Below are 13,796 nucleotides of genomic sequence, written 5' to 3' on the forward strand. Positions count from 1 at the left end.
TAGTCGATGTAAACCCTATAGAGGGGTCTTGCGAGCCTGTTCGTTACAGGGTCACCTCATACCCGCGCCTGAGGTAAGCTTGCACAAGCGCACCCGATGCGGTGGCAGTCACGAATACCTGGCAAAAAATAGAACTCCCTGTTTTCAGGAGGCGAGTCGATGGAACCGATACTCGTGCCCGGCAGAAATTGCTGGCGGATCGAACACTGCGAACGTGCCTCGGTCATCATCGATGCCGCTGCGTATTACCGCCATATCCGTAAGGCAATGGCGGCTGCAAAACAAAGAATTCTCATCATCGGCTGGGATTTTGACACGCGAACACTACTTGAGCCAACGGTTCGCCAAGATGAAACTCTGGGGCCTTTCTTTCTGGACCTCGCAAAAAAAGATCCAGCTCGTCGTATCGATATTCTGAAGTGGAGTTTTGGCGCCAAAAAGCAGTTCTTGCATCCGGCAGCAGCCTGGATGCTATGGCGATGGGCTCTTACCAAAGCCATCGAATTCCGTTTCGATGCTGCCCATCCTCCTGGTTGCAGTCATCATCAGAAAATTGTCGTGCTCGATGACAAGCTCGCAGTTTGTGGGGGTATTGATATCGCCACGGCACGGTGGGACACACCGGACCACGACGACGATAATCCCTATCGCCGATTGCCAGACGGAAAAAGTTATCCGCCCTGGCACGATGTGACGATGATGCTGACTGGAAAAGTGGCAAGCGCGCTTGGGCAACTCGGCATCGACCGATGGCTTCAAGCGACCTCCCGGAAGCTTGAACCAATACCCGAAAATGGTCAAAGACTGTGGCCAGACGATCTCAAGGTTCATTTTGAGAACGTCGACATCGGCATCGCGCGCACCCGCGCAAAATATCAGGACCTGCCCGAAATCCGCGAGATCGAGGCCTTGTACCTTGACATGGTCTGTTCTGCGCAACGCTTTGTCTATATCGAGAACCAGTATTTCACTTCGGCGAAAATTGCCGGAGCCATCGCCAAGCGTCTGGAAGAACCCGACCCGCCCGAATTCGTATTGGTGATGCCCCGCAGCGCAGACGGCTGGCTTGAGCAAATGGCCATGGATGCGGCCCGCATCCGCCTGGTTCGCCAGATCGCAAAAAAAGATATCAGAAAACGCTTTCGGATCTTTGTGCCCGTTACCGAAAAAGGCACTGATATTTATGTTCACGCAAAGGTCGCCATCGTGGATGACCGTCTGCTGCGCATAGGCTCGTCGAATCTCAACAACCGTTCATTGGGACTGGACAGCGAGTGTGACGTGATCATCGATGCCGCTTTGGGTTCAAGTCAGCATGTAAGCAGGACGATCGCCCATTTGCGCAACACCCTGCTGGCGGAACACCTTGGCTCCGAGCCCGACACGGTCGCTGAAACGTTGACAGAATGCGGCTCATTGCTGGCAACCATCGAAAAACTGAGAGGCCAGGGCAGAACGCTTGAAGAGCTTGATCTCGTCGCGCCGGGGCCCCTGGAAGAGTATTTGGCCGAGAACGAGGTACTTGACCCCGAAAATGCAGATGCCTTTCTTGAACCCATGAGTCAGCGTGGGCTCAAGAAACACTGGTTCCAAGGACTTTCCTGGATGCGGCGGAGCATGAAACGCAGCCCCAAGGGCCCTGCCTAGCCTCCGCGACGCAGCCGTTGCAGCGCGGCGCGGTTTAGACGTCGCGCTTCTTCTTCTGCATAACTGCGCTCATCGGATTCATAACGCCCTTCGTACAAGCAGCTATTACGATTCCCAAAACAGTCGCTGCTGCGCCAAGCGGCACCGCCCACAGCTCCGGATCGCGCTGAATCACTGGACGAGCATGCTGAGAGCAGCCCAACCAGAAATAAAGTGGCGGAGTAACGACCGAGGGTGTGAATACGCATAAAGATTTGCCCTGCAGGACATCAAACGTTTCGAAAGCCGGCTGGCTACGCCATCTTACAACCTATATGCGGCACAACAGTTTCAAATCGTTTCAATTGACTTCGGGCTATCGGGCGGGTCTTCGCGTACAGTGGTCTTAGGCACCGATTTACGCACACACCAGTTGCGCCCATTTCGCTTCGGGCCTCCTTCCTCAGCTTGGTCACCTGATAAAACTAATTCATTCAGGCAGACCAACCCACACCGTGCTCGTAGTCCGCACTTTGATCCCGTTCGGGGTCGCCATCAACAGGTGTCAATTTGTCAAATGAACTCTTTAATTACATCCGTCATGCAATTGGCGAAAAATCCACTGTGGTGATTCCACTGTCAGAAATCGAAAAACTGGGCGGTGAAGACTGGCTGCTGGAGATATCAGCCCACGCCGAACAGTTAAAGATCGAGGTAATGCCTCATCCTTCTGATATGTCATTGGTCGTTGTAGAGCGAAACGCGCCTTAATTTCCAATTTCGTATCCAAAAAAAAGCCTGCCCGTCAGGCTTTTTTTTCGACTAGAATACTGTATAAACATACAGCAAAAGATGAAAGTCACCGTTGTTCGTACACATCGTTTGGGCCAACTTCTTCCAGAACGCGAATGGGGGCCGCCAGTTCCGGGGCCTGTGCAGCTTTACTGGATGCCTCACCCCGAACTTAAACGCGGCACGCCTCGGCTAACCGTCATTCGTCGCGGCTATTTCGGTGCCGACCAGGGTTCCCCTATTCCAGATCTGTACGATCCGGAAATCCTGGCCTTCATGAGCGACCGGGTCCTGTCGGTCAAGGGCTTTGAGGAAATCGAAGGGCACCGCTATTATCAGACGTGGCGTATATTTTTTGAAGGCTGACATGTGCGGACGCATCCGGCAGGCGCGAGAAGTCATTGATTACGGCGAGACCATACGTGCCAATATCAGCACTATTCTCGACGAGGGAATCAAGTACAACGTTCCGCCCGGAACGCGGCCCATCGTACTCCATCGTTTGGAAAAAGAGTCAGTACAAGCCAGCCGCCTGTTCTGGGGATACAAACCTCCATGGTATAAACGCGGCCCCGTCAGCAATGCTCGCCTGGCCACAATTCTTAAAGGCTCTCCCTTTTGGAACCCCTTGCTTGCCCGCCGGATAATCCTGCCTGCCGACGGCTGGTTTGAATGGACAGGCTCCAAAGGCGCAAAACAGCCGTGGTATATATCTCCCAAAGACGGCGCACCCATCCTTATCGCGGGCCTCACCGCCTGGCTGCCAGGCCGTGAAATCCTGGCCGAAACCGGGTTCGCGGTAATTACCGATGATGCGGCCGGCGGCATGGTCGACATCCACGATCGCCGGCCGGTCTGCTTGACTCCCGATGACGCAGAAGCCTGGCTCGACCCTTTTGCGCCCGCAGACGAAGCACTTCAGATATTGTCGACACCCAGGCCCGAGTCCGCATTTCAATGGTGGAAGGTAAGCACAAAGGTTGGAAACAGCCGCTACCAACTGCCAGATTCCAATTGTCCGGTCTCGTAGGCTGCCTGCTCAACGAACCTGCGCTGCAGACTGTCTTTGTGGGTTTCTCCGACATCCATCCTATATCGGCACCCAGGCATTACGTGTAATTCTGTTACTGGTTCAATCCCCTGGGGGAGGGGTATGACAGAACAGACGCCCGTTATCTGTGACGCCTGTGCAACAATTGCTACGTCGCCGGGAAACACGGTGCCGCATCAGCATCTGCAGGTCGAAGGCGAGCCGACGGTTAATGCCGACGGAAGCTTTGACACGAACTATCGCTGCGTGGAATGCAACACGCTATGGGTAAGTCATACAGACAAATGGGGATGCCCGGGCGGGTTCCAGTTACTTCCCAATATCAAATCACCATAACTCCAGCTGGCGGGGCTCTTCAGGTGTGATCAACCGTGTCTAGTGAATGGGCATCCCCCGTTTATGGGGTAGAGCCTGCCCTTCCCCCGATTATGGGGAAGAGCCGGGTAGAGCCTAGAGCCTGGGGTAGAGCCGTAAGCCTAGAGCCGCGCACCATGAAAAAAGGCCGCGATGACCGCGGCCTGACACATTGATTCTGCTAGAGTATTTTGGTGGGGCCTGAGGGACTCGAACCCTCGACCAAAAGATTAAGAGTCTTCTGCTCTACCAACTGAGCTAAAGCCCCGGCGGAATTTTAGCAGAGTTTTTGCATTGGAATAGCACTGCAAATACACCCGGCAATTTCTGATTCAGATGCCGCTCAGACCTCTTTTGCCAGCTTGGCCGCCAGCCCGATGTAGCTCCGGGGCGTCATATCCAGCAGACGCTGCCTGGCATCATCGGGCAGGTCCAACTGGCTCACGAACTCACGCAAGGCCTCTTGCGTAATGCCCTTGCCCCGGGTCAGAGCCTTCAGCTGTTCGTAGGGCTGGGGTAGCCCATAGCGACGCATTACCGTTTGAACCGGCTCGGCAAGCACCTCCCAGCAGGCGTCGATGTCGGCATCAATAGCTGCCGCGTTGAGCTCAAGTTTGCCCAATCCCCGCAAGCAGGCGTCCCAGGCAACTGCACAATAGCCAAATGCCACCCCAAGGTTACGCAGCACCGTCGAATCGGTCAGGTCGCGCTGCCAGCGGGATACGGGCAATTTTTCTGCCAGATGACGCAGCATGGCATTGGCCAGACCGATGTTTCCTTCGGAGTTTTCGAAATCAATGGGGTTCACCTTGTGTGGCATGGTCGAAGACCCCACCTCGCCTTCTTTGAGACGCTGCTTGAAATACCCTAAGGCAATGTAGCCCCAGATGTCTCGATTGAAGTCCAGCAAAATTGTGTTCGCGCGCCCTACTGCGTCAAACAAGGCCGCCATCCAGTCGTGAGGTTCGATCTGGATGGTGTGCGTGTTCTGGGTCAGTCCGAGCTGCTGAAGCACAGCTGCACTGAACGCAGGCCAGTTGATGTCCGGATAAGCCGACAAGTGAGCGTTGTAGTTTCCGGTAGCACCGTTAAGTTTGGCCAGGGGCTCGACGCAGCGAATATCGGCAATTGCACGCGACAGTCGATGTGCCACATTTGCAAACTCCTTGCCCATGGTGGTTGGGCTGGCCGGTTGGCCGTGCGTGCGCGCCAACAAGGGTTGGTCGGCGTAGCTGGAGGCCAGGTCGGCAATTGTGTCGTGCAGCCGCGTCAACATGGGAAGCAACACCTGCTCGCGCGTACGTGTCAGCATCAGTGCGTGCGAAGTGTTGTTGATGTCTTCCGATGTACACGCAAAGTGGATGAACTCGGCCGCCTTCGACAGTTCGGAGTGATCTGCCACACGCTCTTTTAACCAATACTCGACTGCCTTGACATCGTGATTGGTCACTCGCTCGATTTCCTTGATTCGCTGGGCATCGGCTTCGGAAAAGCTGGCGACCAGCGAGCGCAGATGTTCGATTGCCTGCGACGAAAACGCAGGCAGCTCGGGCAAGCCGGCTCCGGCAAGACCGATAAGCCATTCAACCTCGACTTCCACCCGATGCGCCATGAAGCCGGCCTCGGACAGCAGCCCGCGCAAAGGATGGGTGCGCGAGGCATAACGCCCATCCAGGGGTGACAGAGCGTTTAGGGATGTCAGGTCGGAAGCAATGTGCATGGCGGAAACCGAAATAGAAAAGAAAAACACGCCATTTTACCAGCGCCGTCAATATCGACCCCATAACGATGAGCGTCACCCGCATTCAAAACCCGCAGTAGACGGGTGCTTCCCTGCTATACTTTGCACACCGCAACTTATTCTGGCTGACATGAAACTTTTCGGTTCGCTGACCAGCCCTTACGTGCGTAAAGTACGCGTCGTAATGGCCGAAAAAAAGCTTGAGTACGAATTCGTTCTCGACGACGTGTGGTCGGAAGCTACCCAAATACAGCAATACAACCCCTTGGGCAAAGTGCCCTGTCTCGTCATGGACGACGGCGGCAGCTTGTTCGACTCGCGAGTCATCGTCGAGTACCTGGACACCCTTTCGCCGGTCGGCCGTCTCCTGCCCCAAGGCGGTCGTGATCGCACGGCAACCAAGTGCTGGGAAGCCATTGCCGACGGCATCAACGACGCGGCTGTCGCCATTCAGATAGAAAACAATCAGCGCCCCGAACACATGCGCAGTGCCGACTGGATCCGCCGACAACAAGGCAAGATCAATGCCGCGCTCGAGTTCATGGAACAAGGGCTAGAGCCCAACTCGTTCTGCATGGGTGTCAATTTCAGTCTGGCTGATGTCGCAGTTGGCTGCGCGCTGTCGTATCTGGATCTTCGCTGCAGCGATCTTCCCTGGCGCAACAATTATCCCAAGCTGGCCATGTTGGCCGAAAAAATCTTCGAACGTCCCTCGTTCGTCGCCAGCGCCCTGAAAAGCAGCACTCCTAAAGCTCAGAACGCCGCCCTGGACCAATAAAAATAAATAAGCGTTCGCCGGCCTTTCGCGTTCGCACCGCGACGCGAGGCCGGCTGGATCATCTTGCGATGATTCCGCCCCCCAGGCAGATATCACCGTCGTATACGACCGCCGACTGGCCCGGTGTGACCGCCCATTGCGGTTCGTCGAACCTCAAAGCAAACCTGCCCTCTGAATCAATGCTCTCTATGCGACAGGCAGCATCGGGCTGCCGATAACGCGTTTTGGCGGCATAGCTACCCGGTGCAGGTGGGCGACCCGCAATCCAGCTTGCATCCTGTGCTTGCAGCTGATCAGCCAGCAGCCAGGGGTGATCATGGCCCTGAACGACAAACAAGGTGTTGTTTTCGATGTCCTTGCGCGCGGTGTACCAGGCCTCTGCCGTACCATCGGCACGTTGCCGTCCTTTTACGCCCCCGATACCCAAACCCTTTCGTTGACCCAGCGTATAAAAAGCCAGGCCCATATGCCTTCCAAGTTCCTGGCCTTCCGGCGTCATGATCGGACCTTCTTGCGTGGGCAGATAGCGATTCAAAAACTCGCGAAACGGTCGTTCGCCAATAAAGCAGATGCCAGTCGAATCCTTTTTGGCCGCGTTGGGCAACCCCAGCTCGCGAGCTATGCGCCGCACTTCGGTCTTGGGCAACTCACCCAAGGGAAATAAGGTGCGGGACAATTGCGCCTGGTTCAGGCGATGCAGGAAGTAACTTTGGTCCTTGCTTGCGTCCAGCCCCTTCAAAAGTTCGAATCGACTGTTCGTTCCGGAAACCACTTCGCGCACCCGTGCATAATGCCCGGTGGCAATAAGTTCGGCACCCAGGGACATGGCATGGTCAAGAAACGCCTTGAACTTGATCTCGGCGTTGCAAAGAATATCGGGATTGGGAGTGCGTCCGGCAGAATACTCGCGTAGAAATTCGGCAAAGACGCGATCCTTGTATTCGTCAGCGAAATTGACGGCTTCGATATCAACACCGATCAGATCAGCCACACTCGCTGCGTCCAGCCAGTCCTGCCGGGTCGAGCAATATTCGGAGTCGTCGTCGTCCTCCCAGTTTTTCATGAAGAGGCCGACAACCTCATATCCCTGTTGTTTCAGCAGCCAGGCGCTTACCGAGGAATCTACGCCGCCGGACATGCCGACCACGACCCGCCCTTTAGATTTTGAAAATGAAGTCATGAAGCTATTTTAATCGCGCATGGTGCACTGATCAGATCCGTCCCTGCCAATTGCCTGCCGCCTTTAGTTTGTTGAAGATGCACCCGGTGGCTAGGCAGCGGACACAACTGAGTTTGCAACAGGGATGGTCTTGCCGGGATTAAGGATGTTGTGCGGATCCATCGTGGCCTTGAGGCCGCGCATGACGTCCAGTGCTTCGTCACCGTGCTCGGCCGCCATGAACTCCATCTTGTGCAGGCCAATGCCATGCTCCCCGGTACACGTACCGCCCATCGTCAGCGCACGTTCAACCAGACTGCGATTGATGCGCTCGGATTCCGCCCATTCTGCGGGGTTGTCCGGGTCGATCAGCATCATGACATGAAAGTTGCCGTCGCCCACGTGCCCCAGTATGGTATGCGGAAAGCTGGCTTCGCGAAGATCTTTCGCAGTTTCACTGACGCAATTAGCCAGTTGCGAGATAGGGACACAGACATCGGTCGTGGTGGCTCGGCAGCCCGGCCTGAGCTGTATGCCGGCAAAGTACGCATTATGGCGCGCCGTCCAGAGGCGGGTGCGGTCTTCAGGATGTTCTGCCCACTGAAAATCGGTACCGCCATGATCTGCAGTGATTTCGCCTACTGTGGCTGCCTGCTCCTTTACCCCTTCCGGACTCCCGTGAAACTCGAAAAGCAAGAGAGGCGACTCGGTCAGCTCGAGCTTGCTATAGGCGTTCGTGGCCTTGACCGCGTCAGTATCCATGAACTCGACGCGTGCAATGGGTACCCCCATCTGGATAATTTCGATGACGCTATTGACCGCGTCTTCCAGAGTCGGGAAATTGCACGTAGCCACCGAAACAGCTTCCGGTTGAGGATGAAGTCGCACAGTGACCTCGGCAATGATGCCAAGCGTACCTTCGCTACCAACGAACAGTCCGGTCAAATCGTAACCGGCAGAGGACTTGCGCGCCCTGGAACCCGTCTGAATAATGCGGCCGTCGGCGGCTACCACTTTAAGCCCCATGACGTTATCACGCATGGTTCCGTAGCGCACCGCGTTGGTGCCCGAGGCGCGGGTGGCTGCCATGCCACCCAACGTGGCATCGGCCCCTGGATCCACTGAAAAGAACAGACCGGTATCGCGCAGATGTTCGTTAAGTTGCTTGCGACGCACACCGGGCTGAACCGTCGCTGTCAGGTCATCGATGTCGACAGACAAGATCTTGTCCATGCCGGAAAGATCAAGGCTGATCCCACCTTGCACGGCAAGAATATGCCCTTCCAGCGAGGAACCTGACCCGAACGGAATAAGCGGTACCTTATGGCGATGGCAATGCTCAGCTACCCACGCGATGTCACCGATGCTTCGAGCGTGAACCACACCATCCGGCAACATGGCCGGATACGGCGACTCGTCGCGTCCATGATGCGCCCGGACCGCCTCGGCCACTGAAAACGCCGAGCCGAATCGCTCGGCCAGGGTCTCGAGAAAACCTGGTGGAATCAATCGACGATTTGCGTGAGCAGCTGGCGAATTCATGGGACACTGGGCCTTGAAGATGACGGCGACGAAATTCGCCGCCTGCATGCATTATGCAGCGCTGGTCTGCACCGAAACCTGGCGACGCGCCCGTACCGCTTCAGACAAGCGCTCCAGCACCTGTACCGACGTTTCCCAATCGATACATCCATCAGTAATGCTTTGACCGTACACCAATGGCTTTCCGGCGACGAGATCTTGACGGCCGCCGACCAGGTGACTTTCGACCATCACCCCGCAGATCCGTTGATCGCCGCCAGAAATCTGACTGCTGACATCTTCGATAACCAGCGGTTGGCGAGTGTAGTCCTTGTTGCTGTTGGCGTGGCTGGCGTCGATCATGATGCGCGGCTTCAGACCCGCCTTGATCATGTCCTGGCTGGCAGACTCGACACTGGCAGCATCGTAATTAGGCGTCTTGCCCCCGCGCAAAATGACATGGCAATCTTCGTTGCCTACCGTCGATACGATAGCCGAGTGACCACCCTTGGTCACTGACAGGAAATGGTGAGGCTGAGACGCCGCCTTGATGGCATCGATCGCAATACGCACATTTCCGTCGGTTCCATTCTTGAAACCCACCGGGCACGACAACCCGGAAGCCAGCTCGCGGTGAACCTGGCTTTCGGTGGTGCGCGCTCCGATGGCACCCCATGAGACGAGGTCGGCAATGTACTGCGGCGTGATCATGTCAAGGAATTCGCAACCGGCCGGCAAGCCCATCGAGTTGATTTCCAGCAACAGCTGTCGGGCGGCACGCAAGCCCTGATTGATGTTGAAGCTGCCGTCCAGGTTGGGGTCGTTGATGAGACCTTTCCAGCCAACCGTGGTCCGCGGCTTCTCGAAATACACCCGCATGATGATTTCAAGGTTGTCCTTGAAGCGGTCTCGCTGCTCTTTCAGACGCCTCGCGTATTCAAGCGCGGCCTCGGTATTGTGAATGGAGCACGGGCCAATCACGACCACCAGACGATCATCCTTGTCATGCAGGACGTCATGAACTGCCTTGCGGGCGGCGTAAACGGTGCTCGATACTTCGCTGGTGCTGGCGAACTCGCGCATAACGTGCGAGGGCGGGCTTAGTTCTTTGATTTCTCGGATACGTAAATCATCGGTATTGTGTGACACAAGCTACTCCGGTTATTGCCAACTGCCAGACGGTACAAAAAAAGCCGCCTAGCTTCTTTTGCTGGCGGCTTTTCAGGAATTTGGGGGGTTCAGTGCGTACGACGCTTCCCTTCCTCCACCAGCGGTGTTGGAAAAGCAAAAAAATAAAAGAAGAAAGCGTAGACGGCACGAATCATGAGAAGCATGTTACCACAGGCCTCAGACACTTGACAAGACAGTTGACAAATTGCGGTTTCTGGATATCTGGATTCCTGCCCAATTCGTTTGAAGTGAAATGATTTTGTACGGTATCATTGCCACAGGAATTAAATGGGCGCATCACAGCGTAAGGGCGTGGTCGGCACATACCAAAAAATCAGAAAATGGCGGAATTCCGCTCTCTGCCTGGCAATCGCAGTTTTCGCCTGCGTAGGCTTGGCTCCTTCGGCCCACACTGCCACCCTGGAACACATCAGGGAGCGCGGCGTCATTCGCATCGCCGTGGCCAACGAAATCCCGTACGGATACATGGATTTGCGAGGCCGTCCCCGTGGAGTCGGTCCAGAAGTTGCCATTCATATTGTCAAGCAATTGGGCATCCCCAAGATCGAATGGATAAGCACGACGTTCAGTGCCCTGATCCCCGGCTTGCGCGCCCGGCGCTTTGACATGGTGGCAGCGGAAATGGCCATATTGCCGCAGCGTTGCGGGCACGTCCTGTTCTCCCAACCCAACAGCTCGTATGGCGAAGGCCTGCTTGTGGCCAAGGGCAACCCCAGCAACATCAACTCCTTTGAACATTTCGCAGAATCGGCGGATAAGGTTGCCATCATGGCGGGCGCCGACCAACTCGAAATCCTTCAGTCATTGGGCGTGCCCCACGAACAAATGGTGACGATCTCGAGCAATTCCGACGCCATTTCGACTGTGGCCACCGGTCGCGCAGCCGCGTATGCGGCAACCAGCGCCACAATTCATCAACTGGCCGCCAAAGACAACCGTGTCGAAGCTGCTGCCGACTTTGCTGATCCTGTCATTGACGGAGAGCCGGTAAGAAGCTGGGGAGCATTCACGTTCAATAGCGATTCTTTCGAACTGGTAAATGCGGTCGATGAGGAACTGAGGCGTTTCAAGAACACTGACACGTGGCGGCAGATTATGTCGCGGTATGAATTCAGCGATCTTGATGCCGACGAATCTTTCAAACGTACCCGCGAGCAGTTGTGCTCGGCGTCCGATTGACCCATGTCCATGTACAGGCACCCCACCCCTCATTGTCTTCATATACCGCCGCAGGCAGCCGGCCTTGAGAGCGCGACATGCATTGGATGAACTATATCGTTCCGCTTCTTGAAGGCGCGTGGGTAACAGTTCAGCTCACCGTCATTTCGACCTTGGGTGGGGCTTTTTTCTCCTTTCTTTTCGGCATTGGACGCTTATCCTCCAGCCGGACCACGCGCTGGCTCTGCATCAGCCTTATCGAAATATTCCGCGGGACCTCTCTGCTGGTGCAGCTCTTTTGGCTGTACTTTGCCCTGCCCCTGATAGGCGAGGCTATTGGCGTCAATCTGCGCCTGCCGCCAGTGGCCGCCGGAGCCCTGGCGCTTAGCCTCAATATCGGCGCATATGGCGCCGAAGTGGTTCGCGGTGCACTGCAGGCCGTGCCACGCGAGCAGCACGAAGTTGCAAAGGCCCTGGACTTTACGCCGCGACAGACACTCTGGCGCATCAGCTTGCCCCAGGCCATTCCCGAAATGATGCCCAGTTTCGGCAACCTCGCAATACAGAACCTCAAGGACACTGCCCTGGTTTCATTGATCAGCCTCGGCGATCTGGCTTTCAAGGCAGAACAGATCCGCAACTTCACACAAGACAGCAGCACCATCTACTCCATCCTGCTACTGATGTACTTCGGCATGGCCCTGGTGCTGACCGCCATCATGAAGCTGCTTGAGCGCTCTGTCGGGCGCTGGCGTGCGGGGAGAGCCTGATGTTATTTGGCATAGAGTGGGACACCAGCAACGACTGGATTTTCGCAGCCTCCATTTTGCCCATACTCTTGCGCGGCATGGTCGTGACCATCCAGGCGACGGTTGTCGGGTTTGCTGTTGCTGCGGTGCTGGGGCTGGTTCTTGCGGGCTTGAAATCAGCCCGACTGCGTGTCATTTCGTGGCCGGCGCGCGCCATCAGCGAGTTCCTCAGGGACACCCCGCTTTTGGTGCAGCTGTTTTTTCTGTATTACGTGCTTCCCGAGTACGGCATATTGCTGCCTGCCTTTCTGACAGGCGCCCTGGCCCTGGGCTTGCAGTACAGCGCCTACATGTCGGAGGTGTATCGCGCTGGCATCGAATCCGTGACGCATGGCCAGACAGAGGCTGCAAGGGCCCTGGACCTGTCTCCCCTGCGCACCTTTACCGTCGTGATTCTTCCGCAAGCCATCCCGCGCATTGTCCCCGCATTGGGCAACTATCTCGTGTCCATCATGAAAGACGTACCGGTACTCTCAGTAGTGTCGGTTCTCGAGATGCTCCGCGTTGCGCAAATTATCGGCGACCGCAGCTTCCATTACGTCATTCCACTATCGATGGTCGGCGTCTTGTACCTGATCATGACCCTTGTCGCATCGGCAGGTGTGCGATACCTCGATAACCGGCTGCCCAAACAAGGACTACCGCTGAAATGAACGAACAAGCCATAATCCGCTTCGAGCGTGTGGTAAAGCGCTTTGGAGACGTCACTGTCCTGGACGAGCTCGACTTCCACGTCAATCAGGGCGAAAAAGTCACCATTATCGGCCCTTCCGGCTCTGGCAAGTCAACCGTGCTGCGAATTTTGATGACCCTCGAAACCATCGACGACGGAGTCATTCATGTCGCCGGTCAACCCTTGTGGCATGAAGAGCGCAACGGCAGTCTGGTCCCCGCCAGTGAAGCTCACCTGCGGCGCATGCGCAAGGAAATGGGCATGGTCTTCCAGCAATTCAACCTGTTCCCCCACATGACTGTGCGGCGCAACATTACCGAAGCTCCAGTACATGTTCTCAAGCTTTCCAAACAGGAAGCGCGCGAACGCGCCGACGAATACCTGGAACTCGTCGGACTGAGTGAGCATGCCGACAAGTTCCCCAGCCAGCTGTCCGGAGGACAGCAACAACGCGTTGCCATCGCACGCGCCCTGGCCATGCGGCCACGCATCATGCTGTTCGACGAACCCACCTCGGCACTGGATCCCGAACTGGTCGGCGAAGTCCTGAACGTCATTCAACGCCTGGCCGAAAAGCATGACCTGACCATGCTGCTTGTGACACATGAAATGCAGTTTGCCAAACAGATTTCAGATCGAATCTGCTTTTTCGATAAAGGCCGAATGGTCGAAGAAGGTCCGCCCGAGCAAGTTCTTAATCAGCCCCGAGAAGCCCGAACCCGCGAATTTCTGGATGCATTCCTGAACCCGGCCTCGTAGCCTCGTGATCGGTTTCGCCCCGACTTGCATACACAAGGCCACAGCAATAGTCACCCGCGGTCCGGCACCAAGCACAGAACCTGTCCAAACCGGGAACCCTGGCAACCAACGCCGACTCCAACAACATTAACAACCCCATCAACAACAATAACAACTACAACAACAATAACAACTACAACAACAA

At 55.9% G+C, this 13,796-nt stretch carries 13 protein-coding genes and 1 tRNA gene; 9 read left to right on the forward strand and 5 right to left on the reverse strand.

Going from position 1 to position 13,796, the window contains the following annotated elements:
- The first annotated feature begins 159 nt into the window (after positions 1-159).
- The 4 genes from Q1J88_RS11600 (at position 160) to Q1J88_RS11615 (ending at position 3,448) form a co-directional block, all read left to right on the forward strand.
- Positions 160-1,647: a phospholipase D-like domain-containing protein gene (locus tag Q1J88_RS11600; RefSeq protein ID WP_301117872.1), complete on the forward strand. Its 1,488-nt coding sequence runs from the start codon at positions 160-162 to the stop codon at positions 1,645-1,647.
- 549 nt (positions 1,648-2,196) lie between these two features.
- Entirely contained in the window at positions 2,197-2,397 is a 201-nt protein-coding gene (locus Q1J88_RS11605; RefSeq protein ID WP_301117873.1) for a hypothetical protein, read from the forward strand.
- Between the two features lie 81 nt (positions 2,398-2,478).
- On the forward strand, positions 2,479-2,784 hold the full coding sequence (locus tag Q1J88_RS11610; protein ID WP_301117874.1) for a hypothetical protein: 306 nt from the start codon (positions 2,479-2,481) through the stop codon (positions 2,782-2,784).
- Position 2,785: 1 nt separating this feature from the next.
- On the forward strand, positions 2,786-3,448 hold the full coding sequence (locus tag Q1J88_RS11615; RefSeq protein WP_301117875.1) for an SOS response-associated peptidase: 663 nt from the start codon (positions 2,786-2,788) through the stop codon (positions 3,446-3,448).
- Positions 3,449-4,015: 567 nt separating this feature from the next.
- Here Q1J88_RS11615 and Q1J88_RS11620 read toward each other — a convergent pair.
- Together Q1J88_RS11620 and purB are read right to left on the reverse strand one after the other, a co-directional pair.
- A tRNA-Lys gene (locus Q1J88_RS11620) sits at positions 4,016-4,091 on the reverse strand.
- A gap of 75 nt (positions 4,092-4,166) precedes the next feature.
- A complete protein-coding gene (gene purB, locus Q1J88_RS11625) occupies positions 4,167-5,543 on the reverse strand; it encodes an adenylosuccinate lyase (RefSeq protein ID WP_301117877.1) in 1,377 nt (458 codons plus the stop codon).
- A gap of 151 nt (positions 5,544-5,694) precedes the next feature.
- On the opposite strand from purB, the gene Q1J88_RS11630 reads away from it, so the two are divergent.
- Positions 5,695-6,342 carry a glutathione S-transferase N-terminal domain-containing protein gene (locus tag Q1J88_RS11630; RefSeq protein ID WP_301117878.1) on the forward strand — a complete coding sequence of 216 codons (648 nt, stop codon included), beginning with the start codon at positions 5,695-5,697 and terminating at the stop codon, positions 6,340-6,342.
- Positions 6,343-6,400: 58 nt separating this feature from the next.
- On the opposite strand, the gene mnmA is transcribed toward Q1J88_RS11630, so the two are convergent.
- From mnmA to aroG, 3 genes are all read right to left on the reverse strand, one after another.
- A complete protein-coding gene (gene mnmA, locus Q1J88_RS11635) occupies positions 6,401-7,522 on the reverse strand; it encodes a tRNA 2-thiouridine(34) synthase MnmA (RefSeq protein WP_301117880.1) in 1,122 nt (373 codons plus the stop codon).
- Between the two features lie 90 nt (positions 7,523-7,612).
- Positions 7,613-9,043: an FAD-linked oxidase C-terminal domain-containing protein gene (locus Q1J88_RS11640; RefSeq protein WP_301117881.1), complete on the reverse strand. Its 1,431-nt coding sequence runs from the start codon at positions 9,041-9,043 to the stop codon at positions 7,613-7,615.
- 51 nt (positions 9,044-9,094) lie between these two features.
- Positions 9,095-10,171, reverse strand: coding sequence for a 3-deoxy-7-phosphoheptulonate synthase AroG (gene aroG / locus Q1J88_RS11645; protein ID WP_301117883.1), 1,077 nt, complete (start codon positions 10,169-10,171; stop codon positions 9,095-9,097).
- Between the two features lie 309 nt (positions 10,172-10,480).
- On the opposite strand from aroG, the gene ehuB reads away from it, so the two are divergent.
- From ehuB to ehuA, 4 genes are all read left to right on the forward strand, one after another.
- A complete protein-coding gene (gene ehuB / locus Q1J88_RS11650; protein WP_301117884.1) occupies positions 10,481-11,392 on the forward strand; it encodes an ectoine/hydroxyectoine ABC transporter substrate-binding protein EhuB in 912 nt (303 codons plus the stop codon).
- A gap of 77 nt (positions 11,393-11,469) precedes the next feature.
- The gene (gene ehuC, locus Q1J88_RS11655) at positions 11,470-12,141 is read left to right on the forward strand and encodes an ectoine/hydroxyectoine ABC transporter permease subunit EhuC (protein ID WP_301117885.1); all 672 of its coding nucleotides are present in this window, start codon (positions 11,470-11,472) and stop codon (positions 12,139-12,141) included.
- Positions 12,141-12,833, forward strand: a complete 693-nt coding sequence (ehuD, locus tag Q1J88_RS11660) for an ectoine/hydroxyectoine ABC transporter permease subunit EhuD (RefSeq protein WP_301117886.1) — start codon at positions 12,141-12,143, stop codon at positions 12,831-12,833. Before ehuC ends, ehuD begins: the two co-directional genes overlap by 1 nt.
- The gene (gene ehuA / locus Q1J88_RS11665; protein WP_301117887.1) at positions 12,830-13,612 is read left to right on the forward strand and encodes an ectoine/hydroxyectoine ABC transporter ATP-binding protein EhuA; all 783 of its coding nucleotides are present in this window, start codon (positions 12,830-12,832) and stop codon (positions 13,610-13,612) included. The genes ehuD and ehuA overlap by 4 nt, the downstream gene beginning before the upstream one ends.
- The last annotated feature ends 184 nt before the right edge of the window (positions 13,613-13,796 follow it).

This window comes from Pusillimonas sp. (assembly GCF_029263785.1).
Taxonomy (GTDB): Bacteria; Pseudomonadota; Gammaproteobacteria; order Burkholderiales; family Burkholderiaceae_B; genus Pusillimonas.